The sequence below is a fragment of the Streptomyces desertarenae genome, from assembly GCF_042681365.1.
Classification (GTDB): domain Bacteria; phylum Actinomycetota; class Actinomycetes; order Streptomycetales; family Streptomycetaceae; genus Streptomyces; species Streptomyces desertarenae.
The window spans coordinates 266,201-290,878 of sequence record NZ_JBHUFU010000006.1 but is presented as its reverse complement, the minus strand read 5'-3'; the positions used below and the strand labels follow the sequence as shown (position 1 = coordinate 290,878).

General features: G+C 75.1%; 25 protein-coding genes. 17 read left to right on the top strand and 8 right to left on the bottom strand.

What is annotated here, in order from left to right; genetic code table 11:
* Positions 1-137: 137 nt before the first annotated feature.
* Positions 138-1,229 (bottom strand): adenylate/guanylate cyclase domain-containing protein, encoded by a 1,092-nt coding sequence (locus ACFSJS_RS12835; RefSeq protein WP_380899570.1) that lies wholly within the window; start codon positions 1,227-1,229, stop codon positions 138-140.
* 76 nt (positions 1,230-1,305) lie between these two features.
* Entirely contained in the window at positions 1,306-2,193 is an 888-nt protein-coding gene (locus ACFSJS_RS12830; RefSeq protein ID WP_380899568.1) for a biotin--[acetyl-CoA-carboxylase] ligase, read from the bottom strand.
* Between the two features lie 122 nt (positions 2,194-2,315).
* Between ACFSJS_RS12830 and ACFSJS_RS12825 the strand changes: the two genes are divergently transcribed.
* The 5 genes from ACFSJS_RS12825 to ACFSJS_RS12805 all read left to right on the top strand — a co-directional run bounded on the left by ACFSJS_RS12825 (position 2,316) and on the right by ACFSJS_RS12805 (position 7,335).
* Positions 2,316-3,929 carry an acyl-CoA carboxylase subunit beta gene (locus tag ACFSJS_RS12825; protein WP_380899566.1) on the top strand — a complete coding sequence of 538 codons (1,614 nt, stop codon included), beginning with the start codon at positions 2,316-2,318 and terminating at the stop codon, positions 3,927-3,929.
* 96 nt (positions 3,930-4,025) lie between these two features.
* Positions 4,026-4,238 (top strand): acyl-CoA carboxylase subunit epsilon, encoded by a 213-nt coding sequence (locus ACFSJS_RS12820; RefSeq protein ID WP_380899693.1) that lies wholly within the window; start codon positions 4,026-4,028, stop codon positions 4,236-4,238.
* Positions 4,239-4,319: 81 nt separating this feature from the next.
* A complete protein-coding gene (gene mmpB / locus ACFSJS_RS12815) occupies positions 4,320-4,439 on the top strand; it encodes a morphogenic membrane protein MmpB (RefSeq protein ID WP_380899564.1) in 120 nt (39 codons plus the stop codon).
* A gap of 66 nt (positions 4,440-4,505) precedes the next feature.
* Complete coding sequence (locus ACFSJS_RS12810) at positions 4,506-5,147, top strand: nucleoside triphosphate pyrophosphatase (protein ID WP_380899562.1); 642 nt, start codon at positions 4,506-4,508, stop codon at positions 5,145-5,147.
* A gap of 412 nt (positions 5,148-5,559) precedes the next feature.
* Entirely contained in the window at positions 5,560-7,335 is a 1,776-nt protein-coding gene (locus ACFSJS_RS12805) for an acetyl/propionyl/methylcrotonyl-CoA carboxylase subunit alpha (protein WP_380899560.1), read from the top strand.
* Positions 7,336-7,433: 98 nt separating this feature from the next.
* Here the strand turns inward: ACFSJS_RS12805 and ACFSJS_RS12800 are convergent, their stop codons facing one another.
* Together ACFSJS_RS12800 and ACFSJS_RS12795 are read right to left on the bottom strand one after the other, a co-directional pair.
* On the bottom strand, positions 7,434-8,462 hold the full coding sequence (locus tag ACFSJS_RS12800; RefSeq protein WP_380899691.1) for a DeoR/GlpR family DNA-binding transcription regulator: 1,029 nt from the start codon (positions 8,460-8,462) through the stop codon (positions 7,434-7,436).
* A gap of 258 nt (positions 8,463-8,720) precedes the next feature.
* Positions 8,721-10,169: an NAD(P)H-quinone dehydrogenase gene (locus ACFSJS_RS12795; RefSeq protein ID WP_380899689.1), complete on the bottom strand. Its 1,449-nt coding sequence runs from the start codon at positions 10,167-10,169 to the stop codon at positions 8,721-8,723.
* Positions 10,170-10,285: 116 nt separating this feature from the next.
* Here ACFSJS_RS12795 and ACFSJS_RS12790 point away from each other — a divergent pair, with 116 nt between their 5' ends.
* The 3 genes from ACFSJS_RS12790 to ACFSJS_RS12780 all read left to right on the top strand — a co-directional run bounded on the left by ACFSJS_RS12790 (position 10,286) and on the right by ACFSJS_RS12780 (position 13,540).
* Positions 10,286-10,723 carry a gamma-glutamylcyclotransferase family protein gene (locus ACFSJS_RS12790; protein WP_380899558.1) on the top strand — a complete coding sequence of 146 codons (438 nt, stop codon included), beginning with the start codon at positions 10,286-10,288 and terminating at the stop codon, positions 10,721-10,723.
* Positions 10,724-10,802: 79 nt separating this feature from the next.
* Positions 10,803-11,624, top strand: a complete 822-nt coding sequence (locus tag ACFSJS_RS12785) for a purine-nucleoside phosphorylase (RefSeq protein ID WP_380899556.1) — start codon at positions 10,803-10,805, stop codon at positions 11,622-11,624.
* A gap of 233 nt (positions 11,625-11,857) precedes the next feature.
* A complete protein-coding gene (locus ACFSJS_RS12780) occupies positions 11,858-13,540 on the top strand; it encodes a phospho-sugar mutase (RefSeq protein WP_380899554.1) in 1,683 nt (560 codons plus the stop codon).
* A gap of 82 nt (positions 13,541-13,622) precedes the next feature.
* On the opposite strand, the gene ACFSJS_RS12775 is transcribed toward ACFSJS_RS12780, so the two are convergent.
* Positions 13,623-14,243: a PH domain-containing protein gene (locus ACFSJS_RS12775; RefSeq protein ID WP_380899552.1), complete on the bottom strand. Its 621-nt coding sequence runs from the start codon at positions 14,241-14,243 to the stop codon at positions 13,623-13,625.
* 135 nt (positions 14,244-14,378) lie between these two features.
* On the opposite strand from ACFSJS_RS12775, the gene deoC reads away from it, so the two are divergent.
* From deoC to ACFSJS_RS12760, 3 genes are read left to right on the top strand one after another with little or no spacing between them, the layout of a single operon-like run.
* Complete coding sequence (gene deoC, locus ACFSJS_RS12770; RefSeq protein WP_380899687.1) at positions 14,379-15,374, top strand: deoxyribose-phosphate aldolase; 996 nt, start codon at positions 14,379-14,381, stop codon at positions 15,372-15,374.
* Positions 15,375-15,379: 5 nt separating this feature from the next.
* The gene (locus ACFSJS_RS12765; protein ID WP_380899550.1) at positions 15,380-16,816 is read left to right on the top strand and encodes an aldehyde dehydrogenase family protein; all 1,437 of its coding nucleotides are present in this window, start codon (positions 15,380-15,382) and stop codon (positions 16,814-16,816) included.
* A complete protein-coding gene (locus tag ACFSJS_RS12760) occupies positions 16,809-17,690 on the top strand; it encodes an aldehyde dehydrogenase family protein (RefSeq protein WP_380899548.1) in 882 nt (293 codons plus the stop codon). Before ACFSJS_RS12765 ends, ACFSJS_RS12760 begins: the two co-directional genes overlap by 8 nt.
* A gap of 62 nt (positions 17,691-17,752) precedes the next feature.
* Here ACFSJS_RS12760 and ACFSJS_RS12755 read toward each other — a convergent pair whose 3' ends face one another.
* Complete coding sequence (locus tag ACFSJS_RS12755) at positions 17,753-18,205, bottom strand: hypothetical protein (protein WP_380899546.1); 453 nt, start codon at positions 18,203-18,205, stop codon at positions 17,753-17,755.
* 118 nt (positions 18,206-18,323) lie between these two features.
* On the opposite strand from ACFSJS_RS12755, the gene ACFSJS_RS12750 reads away from it, so the two are divergent.
* On the top strand, positions 18,324-18,941 hold the full coding sequence (locus ACFSJS_RS12750; RefSeq protein WP_380899544.1) for a uridine kinase family protein: 618 nt from the start codon (positions 18,324-18,326) through the stop codon (positions 18,939-18,941).
* Between the two features lie 153 nt (positions 18,942-19,094).
* Here ACFSJS_RS12750 and ACFSJS_RS12745 read toward each other — a convergent pair whose 3' ends face one another.
* Positions 19,095-19,844: a SigE family RNA polymerase sigma factor gene (locus ACFSJS_RS12745; RefSeq protein ID WP_380899542.1), complete on the bottom strand. Its 750-nt coding sequence runs from the start codon at positions 19,842-19,844 to the stop codon at positions 19,095-19,097.
* Between the two features lie 190 nt (positions 19,845-20,034).
* Between ACFSJS_RS12745 and ACFSJS_RS12740 the strand changes: the two genes are divergently transcribed.
* From ACFSJS_RS12740 to ACFSJS_RS12720, 5 genes are all read left to right on the top strand, one after another.
* On the top strand, positions 20,035-20,712 hold the full coding sequence (locus tag ACFSJS_RS12740; RefSeq protein ID WP_380899540.1) for a response regulator: 678 nt from the start codon (positions 20,035-20,037) through the stop codon (positions 20,710-20,712).
* Positions 20,713-20,929: 217 nt separating this feature from the next.
* Positions 20,930-22,471, top strand: coding sequence for an ATP-binding protein (locus ACFSJS_RS12735; RefSeq protein ID WP_380899686.1), 1,542 nt, complete (start codon positions 20,930-20,932; stop codon positions 22,469-22,471).
* Positions 22,468-23,097 carry a hypothetical protein gene (locus tag ACFSJS_RS12730; protein ID WP_380899538.1) on the top strand — a complete coding sequence of 210 codons (630 nt, stop codon included), beginning with the start codon at positions 22,468-22,470 and terminating at the stop codon, positions 23,095-23,097. Before ACFSJS_RS12735 ends, ACFSJS_RS12730 begins: the two co-directional genes overlap by 4 nt.
* 67 nt (positions 23,098-23,164) lie before the next feature.
* Positions 23,165-23,716, top strand: a complete 552-nt coding sequence (locus tag ACFSJS_RS12725) for a VanZ family protein (protein WP_380899536.1) — start codon at positions 23,165-23,167, stop codon at positions 23,714-23,716.
* A gap of 113 nt (positions 23,717-23,829) precedes the next feature.
* Positions 23,830-24,036, top strand: a complete 207-nt coding sequence (locus ACFSJS_RS12720) for a PspC domain-containing protein (protein ID WP_380899535.1) — start codon at positions 23,830-23,832, stop codon at positions 24,034-24,036.
* Between the two features lie 147 nt (positions 24,037-24,183).
* On the opposite strand, the gene ACFSJS_RS12715 is transcribed toward ACFSJS_RS12720, so the two are convergent.
* Positions 24,184-24,534 (bottom strand): ATP-binding protein, encoded by a 351-nt coding sequence (locus ACFSJS_RS12715; protein WP_380899533.1) that lies wholly within the window; start codon positions 24,532-24,534, stop codon positions 24,184-24,186.
* Positions 24,535-24,678 lie beyond the last annotated feature (144 nt).

Below are 24,678 nucleotides of genomic sequence, written 5' to 3'. Positions count from 1 at the left end.
GTTAACGATCGCTCACTGGCCTACGGGCGCATCATGCCATCCGCCGGCCCCGCGGGGCAGGGGCGAGCGGACCGCCGGGGCGGCGGCCCGGACCGGGAGGGGGAGGAGGGGCGCGGCGCCCCGGGCGGAGGCGCGGCTCAGGAGGAGGCGCGGCGGCTCAGCAGCCACGGCTCGACGACGCCCAGACCGCGCACCGGGCGCTGGTAGAGGGGCTGGAGCGCGAAGCGGTACGCCGTGGCGTCCTCGGCGTCCTTCTCCGACTCCGGCGCCTGGCCGGAGGCGACCAGCTCGGCGCGGAGCGCCTCGTCCACCAGCACCGTGTCCTTGGGCGCTATGGAGGTCAGCCGGCTGGCCAGGTTCACCGTGTTGCCGAAGACGTCCCCCATCCGGGTGGTGACCGTGCCCAGGGCCATGCCCACCCGCAGCTCCGGCATCGTCGCGTCGTTGGCGAGGGTCTCGATCAGCCGCAGGCCGATCTCGGCGGCCGTGCCCGCGTCGTCGGCGACGTAGAGCACCTCGTCGCCGAGGGTCTTGATCAGCCGGCCGCCGTGCGCGGCGACCAGGTCGGCGGCGGTGGTCTCGAACGCCTCGACCAGCTCGCCCAGCTCCTCCTCCTCCAGCCGCCGGGTCAGCCGGGTGAAGCCCACCAGGTCGGCGAAGGCCACCGCGAGGCGGCGGTCCACCATCTCCTCGTCGTCGACCGCCTGCACCACCCGGCCGGTCGCGGCCGCGAGCTGCCGCCGCCAGACGTACACCAGGAACTCCTGCAGCTCGGGCAGGAGCAGCTCCACCAGCGGATAGGCCACCTCGGTGCGGGTCATGCCGGGCTCGGGCGGCTCGGTGAGGCCCTCCAGGAAGGAGTCGATCTGCCACTCGGCCAGCCGCGCCGTCGTCTGCCCGGTGGAGCGGGCCACCTGGACGGCCATGGCCTCGCTGAGCAGCCCCGCCTCCACCAGACCGGCCAGCCGGCGCAGCGCGATCACGTCCGTCTCGGTGAGCGCCCTGGCCTGGCCGATGTCGGCGAACCCCATCGCGCGCCAGAAGCGGGCCGCCAGCTCCATCGAGACGTCGGCGGCCCGGGCCGCCTGGAAGGGCGTGTACTGCCGCGGGGCCCCCAGGATCAGCTGCTCGATGCGGAGCGCGAGGGGATCCTCCCCGTCGTGGCCCGCATCGCCGGCCTCCTCACCGTCCGTCGCCGGCCCTTCGGCTGGGGTGCCCGAGTCGTCCACTGCCCTTCCGATCCACTCACTGCCGCCGCGCCCGCCGCGCTGGGTCGAGTCAACGATACGGCAGGTGTGCCCTGGCTCACTCTCCCGGCGACTCCTCCCGGGCGGGACGCAGGTGCACCACGTCACCCGCCTCCACCGGCTGCTGGACCCCCTCGGCCCCGGCGAGCACCAGGCGGCCCTCACCGTCCACCGCGACCGCCTCGCCCACCAGCTCCCGGTCGCCGGGGAGCAGGGCGCGCACCCGGCGGCCGAGGGTGGCGCAGGAGACGGTGTAGGCCCGGTGCAGCCCGCTGGCCTCCGGGTCGCCCCCGGCCCCGCACCACAGGCCGTACCACTCCTCCAGCGAGCGCAGCACCGCCCGCAGCAGCGGGTCGCGGTCGGTGGTGCGCGCGCCGGCCAGGGCCAGCGAGCCGGCCGCGGGCACCGGCAGCTCGTCCTCGCGCAGCGAGACGTTGATCCCGACGCCCAGCACCACCGAGGCCGCCCCGCCGGGGCCGGCGACCCGTTCGGCGAGGATGCCGCCGGTCTTCCGCTCCTGGCCGCCAAAGCGCACCAGGAGGTCGTTGGGCCACTTCAGCGCGGTGTCCGCGCCCGCGGTGCGGGTCAGGGCGGCGGACGCGGCGACCCCGGCGAGCAGCGGCAGCCAGCCCCACCTCCGTACGGGCACGTCCGGGGTGAGCAGCACGGAGAAGAAGAGGCCCGAGCGGGCGGGCGCCGTCCAGGAGCGCTCCAGCCGCCCGCGTCCGGCGGTCTGCCGCTCGGCCGCCAGCACCGTCCCGGCGGCGGCCGCGCCCCGCGCCGCCCGGGCGGCCAGGTCGGTGTTGGTGGAGCCGGTCTCGGGAACCACCTCCACCGAGGTCCACAGGGAGCCCGGGCGCACCAGGGCGCGGCGCAGCACGGCGGCGTTCAGCGGGGGCCTGTCCAGGTCCGACCAGGGATGGTCCGAGGGGTCCTTGGGCGTCATGCAAGACAGCGTAGGTGTGGCAAACACCGCACCGACGGACCACCCCGCCGCCGATACGCTACGAATCGGTAGCCGGACGGTGACCAGACATCCCCCGAAGCCACGACGAGGAGCCGCAGCCCGTGTCCGAGCAGCAGAGCCCAGCCGCCCCCGCCGAGGACCAGGATCTCCACACCACCGCGGGCAGGATCGCGGACCTGCGGCGGCGCATCGAGGAGGCCGCGCACGCGGGTTCGGCCCGGGCGGTGGAGAAGCAGCACGCCAAGGGGAAGCTGACGGCGCGCGAGCGGATCGAGCTGCTGCTGGACGAGGGGTCGTTCACCGAGCTGGACGAGTTCGCCCGGCACCGCTCCACCAACTTCGGCCTGGACGCCAACCGCCCCTACGGCGACGGCGTCGTCACCGGCTACGGCACGGTGGACGGGCGTCCGGTGGCCGTCTTCTCCCAGGACTTCACGGTCTTCGGCGGGGCGCTGGGCGAGGTCTTCGGCCAGAAGATCGCCAAGGTGATGGACTTCGCGCTGAAGACGGGCTGCCCGGTCATCGGCATCAACGACTCCGGCGGCGCCCGCATCCAGGAGGGCGTGGCCTCCCTCGGCGCCTACGGCGAGATCTTCCGCCGCAACACCCACGCCTCCGGGGTGATCCCGCAGATCTCGCTGGTGGTGGGCCCGTGCGCGGGCGGCGCGGTCTACTCCCCGGCGATCACCGACTTCACGGTGATGGTCGACCGGACCTCGCACATGTTCATCACCGGCCCGGACGTCATCAAGACCGTCACCGGCGAGGACGTGGGCTTCGAGGAGCTGGGGGGCGCCCGCACCCACAACGCCACCTCCGGCGTCGCGCACTACCTGGCCTCCGACGAGCAGGACGCCGTCGAGTACGTCAAGGCGCTGCTGTCGTACCTGCCGTCCAACAACCTCTCCGAGCCCCCCGCCTTCCCCGAGGAGGCGGACCTGGAGGTCTCCGACGACGACCGCGAGCTGGACGCGCTGATCCCGGACTCGGCCAACCAGCCGTACGACATGCACGAGGTGATCGAGCACGTGCTGGACGACGGCGAGTTCCTGGAGACCCAGCCGCTGTTCGCCCCGAACATCCTCACCGGCTTCGGGCGGGTGGAGGGCCGGCCGGTCGGCGTCGTCGCCAACCAGCCGATGCAGTTCGCCGGCTGCCTGGACATCGACGCCTCCGAGAAGGCCGCGCGCTTCGTGCGCACCTGCGACGCCTTCAACGTCCCGGTGCTGACCTTCGTGGACGTGCCCGGCTTCCTGCCCGGCACCGACCAGGAGTACGGCGGCATCATCCGGCGCGGCGCCAAGCTGATCTACGCCTACGCCGAGGCGACGGTGCCGCTGATCACCGTCATCACGCGCAAGGCGTTCGGCGGCGCGTACGACGTGATGGGCTCCAAGCACCTGGGCGCGGACCTCAACTTCGCCTGGCCGACGGCCCAGATCGCGGTGATGGGCGCCCAGGGCGCGGTCAACATCCTGCACCGCAAGACCCTGGCGGCGGCGGGTTCGGACGAGGAGCGCGAGGAGCTGCGGGCGAAGCTCACCGCCGAGTACGAGGACGCCCTCCTCAACCCCTACGTCGCGGCCGAGCGCGGTTACGTGGACGCGGTGATCGTGCCGTCCGAGACCCGCCGCCACATCGTGCGGGGCCTGCGGTCGCTGCGCACCAAGCGCGAGTCGCTGCCCCCGAGGAAGCACGGCAACATCCCGCTGTGACCCTCCGGGGAGGGCCGGGCGCGGCGCCGCCCGCCTCTCCCCGCCCCTTCGTCCCGCCCCTTCCGTCCCGTCCCCGCTCCCGAGGAGACCGTGGCAGTGATCAAGGTCGTACGCGGCAACCCCACCCCCGAGGAACTGGCCGCCGCCCTGGCCGTGGTGCGGACGCGGGCCGCCGCCCTGGCGGCGGGGTCCGCGGAGCCCGCCGCCGAGCGCGGCTCGGAGTGGTCCGATCCGGCGCGGACCGTGCCCGGCCGCCGGCTGCCGCACCCGGGGCCGCGGGCCTGGCGGACGGCGTACTGGCCGGCCTGAGGACGCGCCGCGGTGCACACCGCGGCGCGCCTGAGTACGCGTACTCAGGCGCGCCGCGGCGCCCTGACGCAGGATCGGGGCATGCTCTGGTCCGATCCGGCCGACGAACCCCCCGAGGAGCTGCGTACCACCCAGGTGATGCTCCGCCGCGCCGGCTGGCTGCTCGCCGCCGCGATGCTCGCGGTCTTCCTGCTGCTGTGATCCGCGGCCGGCCCCTCCCGCCTCTCCCGCTCCGCCCGGGGTCCGCCCGTCCCTAGGATGGGCCGCATGGCCCACGACACCACCGCCTCCGCCTCCCCCGCCGAGCCCGCGCCCGGCCGCCGGCTCGTCCTCGCCTCCCAGTCCCCCGCCCGGCTCGGGGTGCTCCGCCAGGCCGGGCTGGCCCCCGAGGTGATCGTCAGCGGGGTGGACGAGGACGCGCTCGACGCCCCCACCCCCGGCGAGCTGGCCCTGGTGCTGGCCGAGGCGAAGGCCGCCGCCGTGGCCGGGCGCCCCCGGGCCGCCGGCGCGCTGGTCGTCGGCTGCGACTCGGTGCTGGACCTGGACGGGCGGGCGCTGGGCAAGCCCGCCGACGCCGAGGAGGCCACCGCCCGCTGGAAGGCCATGCGCGGACGGTCCGGCGTGCTGCGCACCGGGCACTGCGTGATCGACACCGCCACCGGCCGCCGGGCCTCCGCGACCGCCTCCACCACCGTCCGGTTCGGCGAGCCGAGCGACGCGGAGATCGCCGCCTACGTGGCCACCGGCGAGCCGCTGCACGTGGCGGGCGCCTTCACCCTGGACGGCCGCTCCTCGCCCTTCGTGGAGGGCATCGAGGGCGACCACGGCAACGTCATCGGCATCTCGATGCCGCTGCTGCGCCGGCTGCTGGGGGAGCTGGGCGTGGGGATCACGGAGCTGTGGGCGTGAGCGGCGGCCCGTCGGCGAGCCCACCCGTCCCGCCTCCCCCGCCGCCGGCCGCGGGCGGGTGCGCCGCGGTGCGGCCCCCGTGCGGCGGCGCACATGTTACTTACGGGTAATGCGGCGTGGCAGAGCTCGCGCATCCGCAAAGATTCACCCCACCGTTCGTAGGATTCCCACAAGGAACGCTGGATCCGGCGCCGAGCGCCGAACAGTAACCTTGACCACACCGAGGATCTCCAGCCGGACGCGAGAACGCGGCGTACCGTGTACTCGCAGGGGATTTGGGCTCCACGGGACTCCCGGGGTGACGTTCCGTGTGGGAAACCTCACCCCTCAGGGCGACTCGGCGTGCGGTGTCGCCGGTACCTAAACTCACTCCGCTCACTTGTTGCGGCCCAGCGCCAAGGAGGAAGCCATCGTGCGCAAGGTGCTCATCGCCAATCGCGGTGAAATCGCTGTCCGCGTCGCCCGTGCATGCCGGGACGCCGGGATCGCGAGTGTGGCCGTCTACGCCGATCCGGACCGGGACGCGCTGCACGTCCGTGTGGCCGACGAGGCCTTCGCCCTGGGCGGTGACACGCCCGCCACCAGTTACCTGGACATGGCCAAGGTCCTCAAGGCCGCCGCGGACTCCGGTGCGGACGCGGTCCACCCCGGCTACGGCTTCCTCTCCGAGAACGCCGAGTTCGCCCAGGCCGTCCTGGACGCCGGGCTGATCTGGATCGGCCCGCCGCCGCAGGCCATCCGCGACCTGGGCGACAAGGTGGCGGCCCGTCACATCGCCCAGCGCGCCGGCGCCCCGCTGGTGGCCGGCACCCCCGACCCGGTCTCCGGCGCCGAGGAGGTCGTGGCCTTCGCGAAGGAGCACGGCCTGCCGATCGCCATCAAGGCGGCCTTCGGCGGCGGCGGGCGCGGCCTGAAGGTCGCCCGCACCCTGGAGGAGGTGCCCGAGCTGTACGAGTCGGCCGTCCGCGAGGCGGTGGCCGCCTTCGGCCGCGGCGAGTGCTTCGTCGAGCGCTACCTGGACCGCCCCCGGCACGTGGAGACCCAGTGCCTGGCCGACCAGCACGGCAACGTGGTGGTCGTCTCCACCCGCGACTGCTCCCTGCAGCGCCGCCACCAGAAGCTGGTGGAGGAGGCCCCGGCCCCGTTCCTGACCGCCGAGCAGAACGCGGAGCTGTACCGGGCGTCGAAGGCCATCCTGAAGGAGGCCGGCTACGTCGGCGCCGGCACCTGCGAGTTCCTCGTCGGCCAGGACGGCACGATCTCCTTCCTGGAGGTCAACACCCGCCTCCAGGTGGAGCACCCGGTCACCGAGGAGGTCACCGGCATCGACCTGGTGCGCGAGATGTTCCGCATCGCCGACGGCGAGGAGCTGGGCTACGACGACCCGCCGATGCGCGGGCACTCCTTCGAGTTCCGCATCAACGGCGAGGACCCGGGCCGCAACTTCCTCCCGGCCCCGGGCACGGTGACCAGGTTCGCCCCGCCGACCGGCCCCGGCGTGCGGCTGGACGCGGGGGTGGAGACCGGCTCGGTGATCGGCCCGGCCTGGGACTCGCTGCTGGCCAAGCTGATCGTCACCGGCGCCACCCGGCAGCAGGCCCTCCAGCGGGCGGCCCGCGCCCTGGCGGAGTTCGAGGTGGAGGGCATGGCCACCGCGCTCCCCTTCCACCGCGCGGTGGTGGCCGACCCGGCCTTCGCGCCCGAGGTCAACGGCCGCCCCGACGACCCGTTCACCGTCCACACCCGGTGGATCGAGACCGAGTTCGTCAACGACATCAAGCCGTTCGCCGCCCCGGGCGCCGACGCCGAGGAGGACGAGCCCGGCCGGGAGACCGTGGTGGTCGAGGTCGGCGGCAAGCGCCTGGAGGTCTCCCTGCCCGCCTCGCTGGGCATGACCCTGGCCCGCACCGCGGCGGCCGGCGGCGCCCGCCCCAAGCGCCGTGCGGCGAAGAAGTCCGGCCCGGCCGCCTCCGGCGACACCCTGACCTCACCGATGCAGGGCACCATCGTCAAGATCGCCGTCGAGGAGGGCCAGCAGGTCTCCGAGGGCGACCTGGTCGTGGTGCTGGAGGCGATGAAGATGGAGCAGCCCATCAACGCCCACCGCTCCGGCACCGTCAAGGGCCTCAGCGCCACCATCGGGGCCGGTGTCAGCGCCGGTGCCGCCATCTGCGAGATCAAGGACTGAACCCGGGCACCGAGAGGACGAGGGGGCGGGTGACAGCCGGGCCGTCACCCGCCCCCTCGGCGTTCGCACGTCCTGCCGCGGGCCCGCCCCCCGGCCGGTCAGTAGCGGCGCGGCGCCAGGTCGGCGACCCGCCCCGCCGGGCTCCCCTCGCCGGAGGTCGCCGGCACGGCGGCACGCAGCTGCGCGCCGCCGGAGCCGCCGCCCTGGATCCCCTGGGGCGCGCCCTGCGGGTGGCGGCCGCGCTGGCCCGGCAGCGGAACGTCGCGGCGCGGCGGCCGTCCCGGACCGCCCGCCGCTCCCCCGGCCTCCGGGCCGGCCGTCCCCGCGGGGCCGCCGACCGCGCCGAGGGGCCCGGCGGGCACCGCGCCCGCCGGTCCGCCGCCGGTGCTCGCGACCTCGATCCGGACGCCCTGGTCCGCCAGCGCCCGGAGCTCCGCCGCCGCCCGCTCCTCGTGGGGCGGGGGCTCGTCGGTCACCAGGCGGGTGATGGCCTCGGGCGGCACCGTCTGGAACATCGTGTCGACGCCGAGCTTGGTGTGGTCGGCCAGGACGACGACCTCGGCCGCCGCCTGGACCAGCGCCCGGTCCACGCTCGCCGAGAGCATGTTGGAGGTGGACAGGCCCCGCTCGGCCGTCAGCCCGCTGCCGGAGAGGAAGGCCCGCGAGACCCGCAGGCCCTGGAGGGACTGCTCGGCCCCGCTGCCGACCAGCGCGTAGTTGGAGCCGCGCAGCGTGCCGCCGGTCATCACCACTTCCACCCGGTTGGCGTGCGCCAGGGCCTGGGCCACCAGCAGGGAGTTGGTGACCACGGTCAGGCCGGGGACGCGCGCCAGCCGGCGGGCCAGCTCCTGGGTGGTCGTGCCGGCGCCGACGACGACGGCCTCGCCCTCCTCGACGAGCCCGGCGGCCAGGTCGGCGATGGCCGTCTTCTCCGCCGTCGCCAGGTGGGCCTTCTGCGGGAAGCCGGACTCGCGGGTGAAGCCGCCGGGCAGCACGGCGCCGCCGTGGCGGCGGTCGAGCAGGCCCTCGGCCTCCAGCGCCCTGACGTCGCGGCGCACGGTCACTTCGGAGGTCTGGACGACGCGGGCGAGCTCGCGGAGCGACACGGCCCCGTTGGCGCGCACCATTTCGAGGATCAGTTGACGACGTTCTGCAGCGAACACGAAACTGACAGTAACGCGATCGACCGTCTGCTTTCAGCTGTTTCCGCTGAATAACGGAAATTGTTCGTAGTGACGTTTCCGCCGTGGTATACGTGGGCTCCCGGCGACGCGGGGGCCGCGCCGGGCGCGCACCGGCCGGCCGCGGCCGCCGTCCGGCCCGCGGCAACTCCGCCCCGCCGCCGGGGCGTTGGCGTCCGCGCCGGCCCCGGCGGGCCGGACGGCTCAGCTCCCCTCGGCGGTCTTCCGGGTGTGCAGCTGCCGCGCCACCTCGGCCAGCGACCCCGACAGCGAGGGGTACACGGTGAACGTGTTCGCGATCTGCTCGACCGTCAGGTTGTTGTCCACCGCTATCGAGATCGGGTGGATCAGCTCGCTGGCGCGCGGGGCCACGACCACGCCGCCGACGACGATCCCCGTGCCCGGGCGGCAGAACAGCTTCACGAAGCCGTCCCGGATGCCCTGCATCTTCGCCCGGGGGTTGCGCAGCAGCGGCAGCTTGACGGCTCGGGCGTCGATCCGCCCGGCGTCCACGTCGGCCTGCGAGTAGCCGACGGTGGCGATCTCCGGGTCGGTGAAGACGTTCGCCGACACCGTCTTCAGGTCCAGCGGCGCCACCGTCTCGCCCAGGAAGTGGTACATCGCGATCCGGCCCTGCATGGCCGCGACCGAGGCGAGCGCGAAGACGCCCGTGCAGTCGCCGGCCGCGTAGACGCCGGGGGCCGTGGTGCGCGAGACCCGGTCGGCGCGGATGTGGCCGGACTCCTTCAGCATGACCCCGGCCTCCTCCAGGCCGATGCCGGAGGTGTTGGGGACGGCGCCGACGGCCATCAGGCAGTGGCTGCCGGTGATGACCCGGCCGTCCGCGAGGGTGACCTCCACCCGGTCCCCGACGCGCTTGGCCGAGGCGGCCCGGGAGCGGGACATCACGTTCATGCCGCGGCGGCGGAAGACGTCCTCCAGCACGGCCGCCGCGTCCGGGTCCTCGCCCGGCAGCACGCGGTCGCGCGAGGAGACGAGCGTCACCCGGGAGCCCAGCGCCTGGTAGGCGCCGGCGAACTCGGCGCCGGTGACGCCGGAGCCGACCACGATCAGCTCCTCGGGCTGCTCCTCCAGGTCGTAGACCTGCGTCCAGTTCAGGATGCGCTCGCCGTCCGGGCGGGCGTCGGGCAGCTCGCGGGGCCGTCCGCCGGTGGCGACGAGGACGGCGTCCGCGGTCAGGACCTCCTCCTCGCCGCCGGCCGTCTCCACGACGACCCGGCGGGAGCCGTCGGGGGCCTGGTGCGGCTCCAGCCGGCCGCGGCCGCGCAGGACGCGGGCGCCGGCGCGGGTGACGGAGGCGGTGATGTCGTGGGACTGGGCGAGCGCCAGGCGCTTCACGCGGCGGTTGACCTTGCCCAGGTCGACGCCGACGACGCGGGCGGGCCGGTCGGGGTCGGGGGTGCCGTCCTCGACGATGATGCCCAGCTCCTCGTAGGAGGAGTCGAAGTTCGTCATCACCTCGGCCGTGGCGATGAGGGTCTTGGAGGGGACGCAGTCGGTCAGCACCGACGCGCCGCCCAGACCGTCCCGGTCGACGACGGTCACTTCCGCTCCGAGCTGGGCGGCCACCAGTGCCGCCTCGTAGCCGCCGGGCCCACCACCGATGATCACGATCCGAGTCACGTACTCCAGTCTCGCACGCGCCCCCGCCGTGCCCGCCACCACCTGCCGGTGCCCGCACGCCCCCGCCCCGGCCCCCGCACCCGTCCTCCCCGCCCCCCGCGCGGACGTGCCGCTACCCTCGTCGCATGTCGCTCTACGCCGCGTACGCCGGAAACCTCGACGCCCGGCTGATGTCCCGCAGGGCCCCGCACTCCCCGCTGCGCGGCACCGGGTGGCTCAGCGGCTGGCGGCTCACCTTCGGCGGCGAGCACATGGGCTGGGAGGGCTCCCTGGCCACCCTGGTCGAGGCCCCGGGGTCGACGGTCTTCGTGGCGCTGTACGACATCGCACCCATGGACGAGGACTCCCTGGACCGCTGGGAGGGGGTCGGCATGGGCATCTACCGCCGCACCCGTATGCGGGCGCACACCCTGGACGGCGACGTGGCGGCGTGGTGCTACGTGCTCAACGGCTACGAGGGCGGTCTGCCCTCGGCCCGCTACCTGGGCGAGATCGCCGACGCGGCGGAGTCGGCCGGAGCGCCCCACGACTACGTCACGGAGCTGCGCAAGCGCCCCTGCTGAGGAGGCGCGCGGCGGCGCCTCCGCGCCACGTCGCACACGCCATCTACGCGCGTAGGCAATTTGCGGTTACCCTCATCGCGTGAACGCATCTGCCACCACGGACTTCTCCGCCGACCCGTACGCCGCCGCCGACGCCGCCGCGGCCCGCCTGCGCGACCTGACCGGCGCGGAGAGCCACGACGTCGTCCTGGTCATGGGGTCGGGCTGGGTGCCGGCCGCCGACGCCCTCGGGGAACCGGACCACGAGTTCCCGGTCACCGACCTCCCCGGTTTCCCGCCGCCGGCGGTCGAGGGCCACGCCGGGCGGGTCCGCTCCTACCGCGTCGGCGACCGGCGGGCACTGGTCTTCCTCGGCCGCACGCACTACTACGAGGGCCGCGGGGTCGCCTCCGTCGCCCACGGCGTCCGCTCGGCCGTGGCCGCGGGCTGCAAGACGGTCGTGCTGACCAACGGCTGCGGCGGCCTGCGCCCCGGGATGCGCCCCGGCCAGCCGGTCCTGATCCGCGACCACATCAACCTCACCGGCGTGTCGCCGATCGTGGGCGCCAACTTCGTCGACCTGACCGACCTGTACTCGCCGCGGCTGCGCGCGCTGTGCCAGGAGGTGGACCCCTCCCTGGAGGAGGGCGTCTACGTGCAGTTCCCCGGCCCGCACTACGAGACGCCGGCCGAGATCGGCATGGTCCGGGCGATCGGCGGGGACCTGGTGGGCATGTCCACCGTCCTGGAGGCCATCGCCGCCCGCGAGGCGGGCGCCGAGGTGCTGGGCATCTCGCTGGTCACCAACCTGGCCGCGGGCATGACGGGCGAGCCGCTCAACCACGAGGAGGTCCTCCAGGCCGGCCGCGACTCGGCCGCCCGGATGGGCGGCCTGCTGGCCCGGGTCCTCGAACGCATCTGAGCCGGCGGACACCGGCCGCCGGCCGGTCCTCCCCCTCCCCCGGGCGTCCCGGCCGCCGCCCGGCGTGCGCCGCGCGCCCCGTCCGGCGCACGCCGGGCGGTGACCGCGGGCGTCCCGGGTAGGGGTGGGTCCGGAGGCGGAACGCGCCCCGCGCCGGATGCGGGGCACCGAGAGCGAGACGGGGCGGCGCGGCACGCCGCCCGTGAGCGACACGCGAGAGGCGGAGAGAGAGCGTGGCAACCGTGCAGCACGAGGAGCTGACCGCGCGGGCGAGGGCCTGGCTGGCCGAGGACCCGGACCCGCAGACCCGCGAGGAGCTGTCCCGGCTGATCGAGGCGGGGGACACCGAGGAGCTGGCCGACCGCTTCTCCGGCACCCTCCGGTTCGGCACCGCCGGGCTGCGCGGGGAGCTGGGCGCCGGCCCGATGCGGATGAACCGCGCGGTCGTGATCCGGGCCGCCGCCGGACTCGCGGCGTACCTGCGCGGGCACGGGCACGGCGGCGGACTGGTCGTCGTCGGCTATGACGCCCGCCACAAGAGCGCCGACTTCGCCCGCGACACCGCCGCCGTGATGGTCGGCGCCGGCCTGCGGGCGGCCCTGCTGCCCCGCCCGCTGCCCACGCCCGTGCTGGCCTTCGCCATCCGCCGGCTGGGGGCCGTCGCGGGCGTCACCGTCACCGCCAGCCACAACCCGCCGCGCGACAACGGCTACAAGGTCTACCTCGGCGGCGGCTCGCAGATCGTGCCGCCGGCCGACGCCGAGATCGCCGGCGAGATCGCCTCGATCGGCTCGCTGGCGGACGTGCCGCGCGCGGAGTCCGGCTGGGAGACGCTCGGCGAGGAGGTCGTCGACGCCTACCTGGAGCGGGCCGCCTCCGTCCTCACCCCGGGCTCGCCCCGGGACGTGAAGGTGGTGCACACCGCGCTGCACGGCGTGGGCGGCGCCACCCTCGCCGCCGCCTTCGAGCGCGCGGGCCTGCCCGCCCCGATCCCCGTCGCCGAACAGGCCGAGCCCGACCCCGACTTCCCCACCGTCGCCTTCCCCAACCCCGAGGAGCCCGGGGCGATGGACCTGGCGTTCGCCACGGCCCGCGCGCACCGGTCCGAGGGCGTGGACCTGGTCATCGCCAACGACCCCGACGCCGACCGCTGCGCGGTGGCCGTCCCCGACCCGGACGCGGAAGCGGGCTGGCGGATGCTGCGCGGCGACGAGGTGGGCGCGCTGCTGGCCACCCACCTGGTGCACAAGCGGGCCCGGGGCACCTTCGCCACCACGATCGTCTCCTCGTCCCTGCTGGCGAGGATCGCCCGGGCGGCGGACCTGCCGTACGCCGAGACGCTGACCGGCTTCAAGTGGCTGGCCCCCGTGGACGGCCTGCGCTACGCCTACGAGGAGGCGCTGGGCTACTGCGTGGACCCCGAGGGCGTCCGCGACAAGGACGGCATCACGGCCGCGCTGCTCGTCGCGGAGCTGGCCGCCGAGCTGAAGGCGGGCGGCCGCTCCCTGACGGAGCTGCTGGACGACATCGCCGTGGAGTACGGGCTGCACGCCACCGACCAGCTCTCGGTGCGGGTGGAGGACCTGTCGGTGATCGGCGACGCGATGCGGCGGCTGCGCGAGGCGCCGCCGGCGAAGCTGGCCGGTCTGACCGTGCTGTCGGCCGAGGACCTCTCCCGGGGCACCGAGGGCCTCCCGCCCACCGATGGGCTGCGCTACCGGCTGGCCGGCGACGCCGGGCGGGTCTCGGAGGCCCGGGTCGTCGTCCGCCCCAGCGGCACGGAGCCGAAGCTGAAGTGCTACCTGGAGGCGGTCGTCCCCGTGGCGGACGCCTCCGCTCTGGCCGCCGCCCGCGCCACGGCGCGGGAGGTGCTGGACTCCCTCAGGGCGGACCTGGCCGCGGCCGCGGGGATCTGACCGCGGCCGCGGGGGCTCCGGGTCCCGGTCGCGCGGCGGTTCCGCCGTGCCGGGCGGCCGGGGCGGCGGAACCGGGGGCGCGTCAGCCCAGGACGGTCAGGAGCAGCAGGGCCGCCCCGCCGGCCGCCGCCGGGACGAGGATCTCGTAGGCCCAGCGCACGCTCGGCGCGCCCTGCGCCGCCTCGTCGGCGGAGTGGCGCCCGGACAGCTCCAGGATCTCCTCCACCGCCTGGTCGGCCTGCGGCCGGGAGTCGCCGCCCCGGCCGCCGGGCACCGGGGCGGCGCCGGGCCGGGGCGGGACGAGCGGGGCCCGGCCGCCCCCGCTCTGGCGCAGCGCCTTCTTGCGCTGGCGCAGCGAGACGGGGATCGCCCACATCTGGTACTTGCGGCCGTCCGCGAAGACCTCGGTGGAGTACCCGGCCCGCACGTCGTCGACGGCGGCCCAGGGCAGCGTGATGGTGCGGAACGGGTTGCGCACCCGCAGCCGCTCCCGTCCCGCGTACACGGCGGGCCGCAGGGAGAAGGCAGTGATCAGCGGGGCGAGGAACAGGAGCCCGGCCGCCGAGAGCCAGCGGACGCGGCCTTCCCCGTTGACGATCCCGTCGCCGCACAGCAGCACCACGAGTGCCAGCAGCAGGGCGCCTCCCACCAGCGCCGATCCGGATCGGTAGACGTGGTCGGCGTAACCGGGCTGCTCGCTCATGACCCCGATTCTGCCCGATCCCCCCTCCTCCGCAGCCCGCCGGCCGGGGCCGATACGGAACCGGAATCCGGCCTACCGGTCGCGGGGGAGGGGATGACAGGTTGCTACGCGCGTAGATATGCTCCTCTGGTGACCATGCCTGCCACGTCTCCCACCACGCCCGCCGCATCGCCCCCCGCGCCGGCGGACGTCACCGCGTCCGACGCCGCGCTGCGCCGCTTCCTGCACGGCCTGCCCGGGGTCGACGCGGTCGGCCTCGAAGCCCGTGCGGCACAGCTCGGCACCCGCTCGATCAAGACCACGGCGAAGGCGTACGCCATCGACCTGGCCATCTCCATGATCGACCTGACGACCCTGGAGGGCGCCGACACCCCGGGCAAGGTCCGGGCCCTGTGCGCCAAGGGCGTCCGCCCCGACCCCACCGACCGCTCCGTGCCGAAGGTCGCCGCGATCTGCGTCTACCCGGACATGGTGGCCACCGCCAAGGAGGCCCTGGCCGCCGCCGGCGGCCGGGACGTCAAGGTCGCCTCCGTCGCCACCGCCTTCCCCTCCGGCCGCGCCGCGCTGGACGTGAAGCTGGCGGACACCCGCGACGCGGTGCTGGCCGGCGCCGACGAGATCGACATGGTGATCGACCGGGGCGCCTTCCTCTCCGGCCGCTACCTGCAGGTCTTCGAGGAGATCAGGGCCGTGAAGGAGGCGTGCGCCCGCACCGGCGGCGAGGACGCGCACCTGAAGGTGATCTTCGAGAACGGCGAGCTGTCCACGTACGACAACATCCGCCGCGCCTCCTGGCTGGCGATGCTCGCCGGGGCCGACGTCATCAAGACCTCCACCGGCAAGGTCGCGGTCAACGCCACCCCGGCGAACACCCTGGTGATGCTGGAGGCCGTGCGCGACTTCCGCGCCGCCACCGGCACGCAGGTCGGCGTCAAGCCCGCGGGCGGCATCCGCACCACCAAGGACGCGATCCGGTACCTGGTGATGGTGAACGAGGTCCTGGGCGACGACTGGCTGCACCCCGACTGGTTCCGCTTCGGCGCCTCCAGTCTCCTGAACGACCTGCTGATGCAGCGCCAGAAGCTGACCACCGGGCGCTACTCCGGGCCCGACTACGTGACGGTGGACTGATCGAGATGAGCCCCATGTTCGAGTACGCGCCCGCTCCCGAGTCCCGCGCGGTGGTGGACATCGCGCCCTCCTACGGCCTCTTCGTCGACGGCGAGTTCCGCGAGGCCGCCGACGGCCGGGTCTTCAAGACGGTCTCGCCCTCCACCGAGGAGGTCCTGGCCGAGGTCGCCCACGCCGGCGCCGAGGACGTGGACGCCGCCGTGGCCGCCGCCCGCCGCGCCTTCGGCCCCTGGTCGGCGCTGCCCGGCGCCGAGCGCGCCAAGTACCTGTTCCGGATCGCCCGGATCATCCAGGAGCGCTCGCGCGAGCTGGCCGTCCTGGAGACCCTGGACAACGGCAAGCCGATCCGCGAGACCCGCGACACCGACCTGCCGCTGGTCGCCGCGCACTTCTTCTACTACGCGGGCTGGGCCGACAAGCTCGCCCACGCCGGCTTCGGCCCGGACCCGCGCCCGCTGGGCGTGGCCGGCCAGGTCATCCCGTGGAACTTCCCGCTGCTGATGCTGGCCTGGAAGGTCGCCCCGGCCCTGGCCTGCGGCAACACCGTGGTCCTCAAGCCCGCCGAGACGACCCCGCTGTCGGCGCTGTTCTTCGCGGACGTCTGCCGCCAGGCCGGGCTGCCCGCGGGCGTCGTCAACATCCTCACCGGCGACGGCTCCACCGGTGCCGCGCTGGTGGCCCACGACGGCATCGACAAGGTCGCCTTCACCGGCTCCACGGCGGTCGGCCGGCAGATCGCCCGGACGGTCGCCGGCACGGCCAAGAAGCTCACCCTGGAGCTGGGCGGCAAGGGCGCCAACATCGTCTTCGAGGACGCGCCGATCGACCAGGCCGTCGAGGGCATCGTGAACGGCATCTACTTCAACCAGGGCCAGGTCTGCTGCGCGGGCTCCCGGCTGCTGGTCCAGGAGTCGGTGCAGGACGAGGTGCTGGACGCCCTCAAGCGCCGCCTGGCCACCCTGCGGGTCGGCGACCCGCTGGACAAGAACACCGACGTGGGGGCCGTCAACTCCGCCGAGCAGCTCGCCCGCATCACCGAACTGGCCGACAGCGGCGAGGCCGAGGGAGCCGAGCGCTGGTCGGCGCCGTGCGACCTGCCCGAGCGGGGGTACTGGTTCGCCCCGACCGTCTTCACCGGCGTCACCCAGGCCCACCGGATCGCCCGCGAGGAGATCTTCGGCCCCGTGCTGTCGGTGCTGACCTTCCGCACCCCCGACGAGGCCGTGGCCAAGGCCAACAACTCGCAGTACGGCCTGTCGGCGGGCGTGTGGACGGAGAAGGGGTCGCGCATCCTGGCGATGGCGAGCAGGCTCCGGGCCGGCGTGGTGTGGGCCAACACGTTCAACAAGTTCGACCCGACCTCGCCGTTCGGCGGTTACAAGGAGTCGGGCTTCGGCCGCGAGGGCGGCCGTCACGGTCTGGAGGCGTACCTCGATGTCTGACAGCACCGCTCGGCCGCGGCTGGGCGTTCCCAAGACCTACAAGCTGTTCGTCGGGGGGAAGTTCCCCCGGTCCGAGAGCGGACGGGTGTACGAGGTGACCGACACACGCGGCAACCGGCTCGCCAACGCCCCGCTGGCCTCCCGCAAGGACGCCCGGGACGCCGTCGTCGCCGCCCGCAGGGCGTTCGGCGCCTGGTCGGGCGCGACGGCCTACAACCGCGGCCAGATCCTCTACCGGATCGCCGAGATGCTGGAGGGCCGCCGCGACCAGTTCGCCGCCGAGGTGGCCGCCGCCGAGGGCCTGTCGAGGGCGAAGGCCGCCGCCCAGGTGGACGCCGCGGTCGACCGCTGGGTGTGGTACGCGGGCTGGTCCGACAAGGTCGCCCAGGTGGCGGGCGGCGCCAACCCCGTCGCCGGTCCCTACTTCAACCTCTCCACCCCCGAGCCGACCGGCGTGGTGGCCGTGCTGGCCCCGCAGGAATCGTCCTTCCTCGGCCTGGTCTCGGTGCTCGCCCCGGTGATCGTCACCGGCAACACGGCCGTCGCCGTCGCCGCCGAGCGCGCCCCCCTGCCCGCCCTGTCGCTGGCCGAGGTGCTGGCCACCTCCGACCTGCCCGGCGGCGTGGTCAACATCCTCTCCGGACGGACGGCGGAGATCGCCGCGCCGCTCGCCGCCCACCAGGACGTCAACGCGATCGACCTGGCGGGCGCGGACCCGGAGCTGGCGAAGGAACTGGAGACGGCCGCCGCGGAGAACCTCAAGCGGGTGCTCCGCCCGGCGGACGCGACCTCCGACTGGTCCGCCGACCCCGGCACCCGGCGGATGCTGGCCTTCCTGGAGACCAAGACCGTCTGGCACCCCATCGGCGTCTGACGCCCCCGCCCGCGGCTCCCGGCGGCCCCGCCGCCGGGAGCCGCGGCGGACGCGCGCCCGGCTCAGCCCGGCAGCGCCCCCAGCACCCCTCCCGCCACGGGCAGTTCGCGCAGCGAGCCGCCGCCGGAGAACAGCCCCGTGACCGCACCGGTGCCCACCGGGCGGAAGTCGGCGACCCGAGTGCCCACGGAGTTGTCCAGCGGGTCCACCGGCGTGCCGGCCAGCGGATGCAGCCGCTGGTCCTTCGCCGGGCGCAGCGCCCCGGCCGTCGCGACGTCCGCCGCCCCCAGCGCCGCGACCGCGCCGTCCACGCCCGGCTGGACCGACTGCGGCGAGAGCGGGGCGGCCGGGCCCGGTGCCGCGGACTCCGCCGCGGCGGCCGCCGTCGCCCCTCCGGTCACCGCGGCCCCGACGGCCGAGAACGTCAACCCGACCTGCAGCAGGGCGCGCGGGACGCCGGCCCGCCCCGTGCGCGTTTGCCTCTCCCGTGCGTGCCGACGGCGCTGAGCGGTCATGGGACACCTACCAAGGGAAGTCGATGTGCGTGTTCGTACGGTGACGCAGCGTATACGAGCCCGGCGTTCCGCGCACACGTGCACCGGACCGGCCGCGGATGGCGGACAATGGTCTCCCGTGACCTCTCCCGATCCCGCCCGCGTGATACTCCTGACCGGACCCTCCGGTTCGGGGAAGTCCTCGCTCGCCGCCCGCACCGGGCTGCCCGTGCTGCGTCTGGACGACTTCTACAAGGAGGCGGGGGACCCGTCCCTGCCCCTGCTCCCCGGCAGCGGCCTGGTGGACTGGGACGACCCCGCCTCCTGGGACGCCGGGGCGGCCGTCGCCGCGATCGCCGCCCTGTGCGAGCACGGCCGCGCCACCGTGCCGGTGTACGACATCTCCGCCAGCGCGCGCGCCGGCGTGGAGGAGCTGGTGCTGGACGGCGCGCGCCTGTTCGTCGCCGAGGGCATCTTCGCCGCCGAGATCGTCGCCCACTGCCGGGAGGCCGGGCTGCTGGCCGACGCGCTGTGCCTGCGCGGCCGCCCCTTCACCACCTTCCGGCGGCGGCTGGTCCGCGACGTGCGCGAGGGACGCAAGTCGCTGCCCGTCCTGGTGCGCCGCGGCTGGACCCTGATGCGCGCGGAGGGCGCGATCGTCGCCCGCCACGTCTCCCTGGGCGCCCACGCCTGCGGCCGCGACGAGGCACGGGAGCGGATCGCGGCCCTCCGCACCCCGTCGGCCGTGCACGCGTGAGGAGCGGGTCCGGTCGGACCCCCCGGCCGACCGGACCCGCTCCTCCTCCCCCGTGTTCCCCCGTCCCCCCGTTCTCCCGGTTCCCCCTCGGGTTCCTCCCCCGCTTCACCCACGTCCCGCGCGGGTCCCCCCGTCCCCGGGGACGGCCGCCCGTCAGGCGACCAGTTCCCCGAAGCTCTCCTCCAGGTCGCGGCCGAAGCTGAGCGACTCGTCGTCGCGCAGCCGGCGCAGGGAGCGCCAGATGCTGCTCTTGACCGTGCCGACGCTGATGTTCAGGATGTCCGCGATCTCCGGGTCGGTGCGGCCCTCGTAGTAGCGCAGGACCAGCATGGTGCGCTGGAGTTCGGGCAGCCGGGCCAGCGCCTGCCACAGCACGGCGCGCAGCTCGGTGCCGCGCATCGCGTCGCTCTCGCCCGCCGACTCCGGCAGCTCCTCGGTCGGGTACTCGTTGAGCTTGCGGCGGCGCCAGGCGCTGATGTGCAGGTTGGTCATGGTGCGGCGCAGGTACCCGCCGACGGCCGCCTTGTCGCTGATCCGCTCCCAGGCGCGGTAGGTGGAGAACAGCGCGCTCTGCAGCAGGTCCTCGGCCTCGTGGCGGTCGCCGGTGAGGTGGTAGGCGGTGGCGTACAGGGAGGCGCGGCGCTCCCGCACGTAGGCGGTGAACTCCGCCTCCGACACCCCCTGGCGCCGCTCCCCCGGCGCCTCCCCGTACACCGCCTCCCCCGCCGGGCCGCTCCCGCGGGCCGGCTCCTCCACGGCCGCGATGTGCACCGGCCGCCTGCGCCCGCCGCCCCGGACGCACGCTCCCCCCTGCTTCTCCGCGGGGCCCCGGTCGGGAACCGCAGGGGCGTGCGGGCGCGTGTGGATAACTGCGCTGGTGATGGTGCGGTGCAGTGTGTTCATCTCGCGCCCCCCTCTGGAGCCGGCCCGTGCGCTTGCTCGTGCCGAATACCTTGCCGGGGCAGTTTCATGGCGGGATCCCCCGACTGTCACAGGGGTGTCACAGGGGCGGGAGCGCGCGTGACCGCCCCCGCGGCCCCGGCCCGCACCGGCAGGTCGAAGTCCGGCCGCGCGATGGGCCAGAATGGCGCCCGTGCCTTTCCTGTTGCTGATCGAGGACGACGAAGCCGTCCGCACCGCCCTGGAGATGGGCCTGACCCGGCAGGGCCACCGCGTGGCGACGGCCGCCTCGGGCGAGGACGGCCTCAGGATGCTGCGCGAGCAGCGGCCGGACCTGATCGTGCTGGACGTCATGCTGCCCGGCATCGACGGTTTCGAGGTCTGCCGCCGCATCCGGCGCACGGACCAGCTGCCGATCATCCTGCTGACCGCGCGCAGCGACGACATCGACGTCGTGGTCGGCCTGGAGTCGGGGGCGGACGACTACGTGGTCAAGCCGGTGCAGGGCAGGGTGCTGGACGCCCGCATCCGCGCGGTGATGCGGCGCGGCGAGCGGGAGGCCAACGACTCGGCGACGTTCGGGGCCCTGGTCATCGACCGCTCGGCGATGACGGTGACCAAGAACGGCCGGGACCTCCAGCTGACCCCGACGGAGCTGCGGCTGCTGCTGGAGCTGAGCCGCCGCCCCGGTCAGGCGCTGTCGCGGCAGCAGCTGCTGCGGCTGGTGTGGGAGCACGACTACCTGGGCGACTCCCGCCTGGTCGACGCGTGCGTGCAGCGGCTGCGCGCGAAGGTCGAGGACGTCCCGTCCTCCCCGACGCTGATCCGCACGGTGCGGGGCGTCGGCTACCGGCTGGACCCGCCCGCGTGAGGCGGGCGGCGAGGAACGCCGGGGAGCGCCCGGCGGCGATACCCGCGGCATCGGCGGCCGCGCGCGGCGGGACGCACGGGGAGGCACGGTGAACGGCGGCGCGCAGCGGGAGCGCGGGGCGGACGCACCGCCGCAGGAGCGCGCGGCCGGCGCGGAGGAGGCGCCCGCGGACGAGCCGCGCGGGGAGCGCGAGGCGCCCGCCAGGTTCGCCGGGGCGCTGCGGCTGTCGAGTCTGCGGCTGCGGCTGGTGGTGGTCTTCGCGCTGGTCGCGCTGGTCTCCGCGGTGGCCGTCTCCGGCATCGCGTACTGGATCAACCGCGACGCCGTCCTCACCCGGGCGCAGAACGCCGCGCTCAACGACTTCCGCGAGTCGCTGGGCGAGAACGCCGGCGCGCTGCCGCGCACGCCCGCCTGCGACGCGGTGCAGGGCGCGGCCGACACCATGGCGGGCAGCACCCAGCGCTACGAGGTGGTGCTGACCGCCGGCCAGCGCGACGGATCGGTGTGCACGGCCTCGTCCGACCCGGAGTTCTCGCTGGGCGACGTGCCCGACGCGCTGCGCGCCGCGGTGGCCAGGAAGCGCCCGCTGAAGGGCCCCAACAAGGCCGAGTACCACATGTACTGGCAGCGGATCACGCTGGAGGGCGAGCCGTACCTGGTGAGCGGCGCGAAGGTGATCGGCGGGGGCCCGACGGGCTACATGTTCAAGTCGCTGGCGCCCGAGCGCGACGACCTCAACTCCCTGGCCTGGTCGCTGGCGATCGCCACCGCGCTGGCGCTGATCGGCTCCGCCCTGCTGGCGCAGGCCGCCGCCACGACGGTGCTGCGGCCCGTGCAGCGGCTGGGGGACGCGGCGCGGCGGCTGGGCGAGGGGAAGCTGGACACCCGGCTGCGGGTGTCGGGCACCGACGAACTGGCCGAGCTGTCCAGGACGTTCAACGACGCCGCCGCGGCGCTGGAGAAGCGGGTCGCCGAGCTGAGCGCCCGCGAGGAGTCCAGCCGCCGCTTCGTGGCGGACATGTCCCACGAGCTGCGCACCCCGATGACCGCGATCACCGCGGTGACGGAGGTGCTGGAGGAGGAGGCCGACTCGCTCGACCCCATGATCGCGCCCGCGGTCAAGCTGGTCGTCAGCGAGACCCGGCGGCTGAACGACCTGGTGGAGAACCTGATGGAGGTCACCCGCTTCGACGCGGGCACGGCCCGGCTGGTGCTGGACGACGTCGACGTGGCGGACCAGGTGACGGCCTGCATCGACGCGCGCGCCTGGCTGGACGCGGTGGAGCTGGACGCCGACCGCGGCGTCATGGCGCGGCTGGACCCGCGCCGGCTGGACGTGATCCTGGCCAACCTGATCGGCAACGCGCTCAAGCACGGCGGCTCGCCGGTCCGGGTGTCGGTGCGCACCGGCACGTCCGCGGCGGGCGAGGAGGAGCTGGTGGTGCGGGTGGCGGACAACGGGCCGGGCATCCCCGAGGAGGTGCTGCCGCACGTCTTCGACCGCTTCTACAAGGCGAGCGCGTCCCGGCCCCGCTCGGAGGGCAGCGGGCTCGGGCTCTCGATCGCGCAGGAGAACGCCCACATCCACGGGGGCGGGATCACCGCGGAGAACGCCCCCGGGGGCGGCGCGGTGTTCACGCTGCGGCTGCCGCGCGACGCCGGGCGTCCGGCACCGGAAGGGGACGGCGGCGACGCGGACGGCGGGAGCGGCCGCACCGGCCCGGACGGCGGCGCCGACGACGGGGAGGCGGGCCGATGACGGCAGTGCACCGCGGCGCCCGCGTCCCCCGCGCCGCCACGGCCGCCGCCCTGGCGGTGCTCGTGCTCGGCGGCTGCGGCATACGCTCCACCCCCGTGCCGGTGGACGCCGGCGAGGCGCCCTCCCGGGTGCCGTGCTCGGCGCCCGGTGCCGAGGGGGAGCCGCACCCGGGTGACGGGACCGTGCAGGCGGACGTCTACCTGGTCTGCGGCGGCGGGCTGGCCTCCGTGGAGCGCTCCGTGCCCGTGGACGGCAGCGGGACGGGCGCGCGGGTGCGGCTGGCGACGGCCCGCGCGCTGCTGGACGAGCTCCGGCGGACCCCCTCGCGCACCGAGCGGGACGCGGGCTTCAGCACCTCCGTCCCCAAGGGGCTGGAGGTGGCCGGCCCCGGCGCCGGCGACCCGGCGGAGGTGCTGCGGCTGAACAGGGACCCGGGCGGGCTGCCGCCCTTCGCGCTGGCCCAGATCGCGTGCACGTTCGCGGGCACGGCCGCCGCCGGGCAGCAGGCGTCGGTGGTGCTCGCCGGCCCGGAGGGCGGGGACGGCCGGCCGCTGGCCTACTCGTGCACCTCCGAGCTGCGCGGCAGTCCGGAGGCAGCGAGGACGGCGGGCGTCCCGCTGCCGTGAGGGAGGCCCGCGGGGGCGGGCGGGAACGGGCGGAACCGCCGCCCGTTCCGCGTGCGTCTCCGACGCCGTGCAGCGTCATCACCGCGGCGGCTCGGCCGTCCACCGCATCCGTACGGCGGGGCTCGTACTCCTGTGCTGCCATCTGCTCCTCGTCGGATGGCTGACGCTGCGTCCCCTGTCCGTGCCGTGGGTCGCCCCGGCGAACCTGCGGCCGTTCGCCTCCATCCACGCCGATCTGGCGGGCGGGCCCCGGGCGGCGCTGGAGGGCATCGGCGGGGGCCTGGCGCTGCTGGCGCCGCTGGGGGTGCTGCTGCCGATGGCGGCGGGGCGGCTGACGTCGCGGCTGGGTTCGTGGGCGCGCACGGTCTTCGCCGCGGCGATGATCTCGCTGGGCATCGAGCTGGTGCAGCCCACCGTGCCGGGGCAGGTCGCCGACGTGGACGCGCTGCTGCTCAACACCACCGGAGCGGCCGTGGCGCACCTGGTCTGCTACCCGGTGGTGCGCTCCCGGCTGCGCGCCGCGGCGCGGCACGGGGAGGCGTCCGGGCGGCTCCGGCGCTCCGGGGACGCGGATCGGGGCACGACCCCGAGAACTCCCAGGGTCGGAATGGCACCGTAGACCGACGCTTTGCCCGTATCGCTCTCCTACGGTGGATTTGAAGTCGTTGATCCGCGGTATCCGGAAGGGACACCCGGACCACCGGAAGCCACGCCGAGCGAAGGAGCCCCACCATGGCCGCACTTGTCCGTCCCAGCGACAACCGGATGATCGGCGGCGTGTGCGCCGGCCTCGCCCGCCGGTTCGGCTACTCCGCGACCACGGTGCGGGCGGTCTTCCTCGCCTCGTGCCTGCTGCCGGGCCCGCAGTTCCTGCTCTACCTCGTCCTGTGGGCCGCGCTGCCGGACGAGCGGAAGGCCCACCGCGCCGGCGGCTGGTGATCCGGCCGCGGCGGGGCGGGGCGGGGTACCGCGCGCCGAACGGGCCGCGCACCGGGATCGGTCCCCGGTGCGCGGCCCGTTCGTGTCCCCGGCGGGGAGGAGGCGGGAGACGAGGGTGCCGCGGGGCGGCGGGCGGCTTCGGGGGTGTCAGCCCAGGAGCCCGCCGACGGGCAGGGAGCCGGTGAGGTTGCCGGCCGGCGCGTTGAGCGCCGTCAGCTTCTCCGCCGCGCCGAGCGGCAGACCGCCGAGCAGGGATCCGACCGGGCTCTTGGGAGCGGACGGGCTCTTGCCGTTCTGCTCGGCGGGGAGCGTCCTGGCCTGCTCGCCCGGGGCGGGCAGCGTCCGGGCGGCCTCCTGGACGGGCAGGGTCTTCAGCAGGCCGCCGGCGGTCTTCCCGGCCGCCAGGGGCTGGGCCGCGCCGGCGCTTCCGGTGCCGACGGCGGCGAAGGCCGCGCCGAGCACGGCGATGCCGATCATCTTCTTCGTTCGCTGCTTCATGGTCTGGCACGTCCTCGTGTGGGTGGCTTGAGCGGCCTCGCGAACGTAGCCAGGGCCCCGCACCGCCCGCAAACATCCCGCGGCGGCCGCGCGTCCGGCGCCGAGCTGTCCGCGGACACCCCGCCCTTTCCCCCGCCGGTCGAC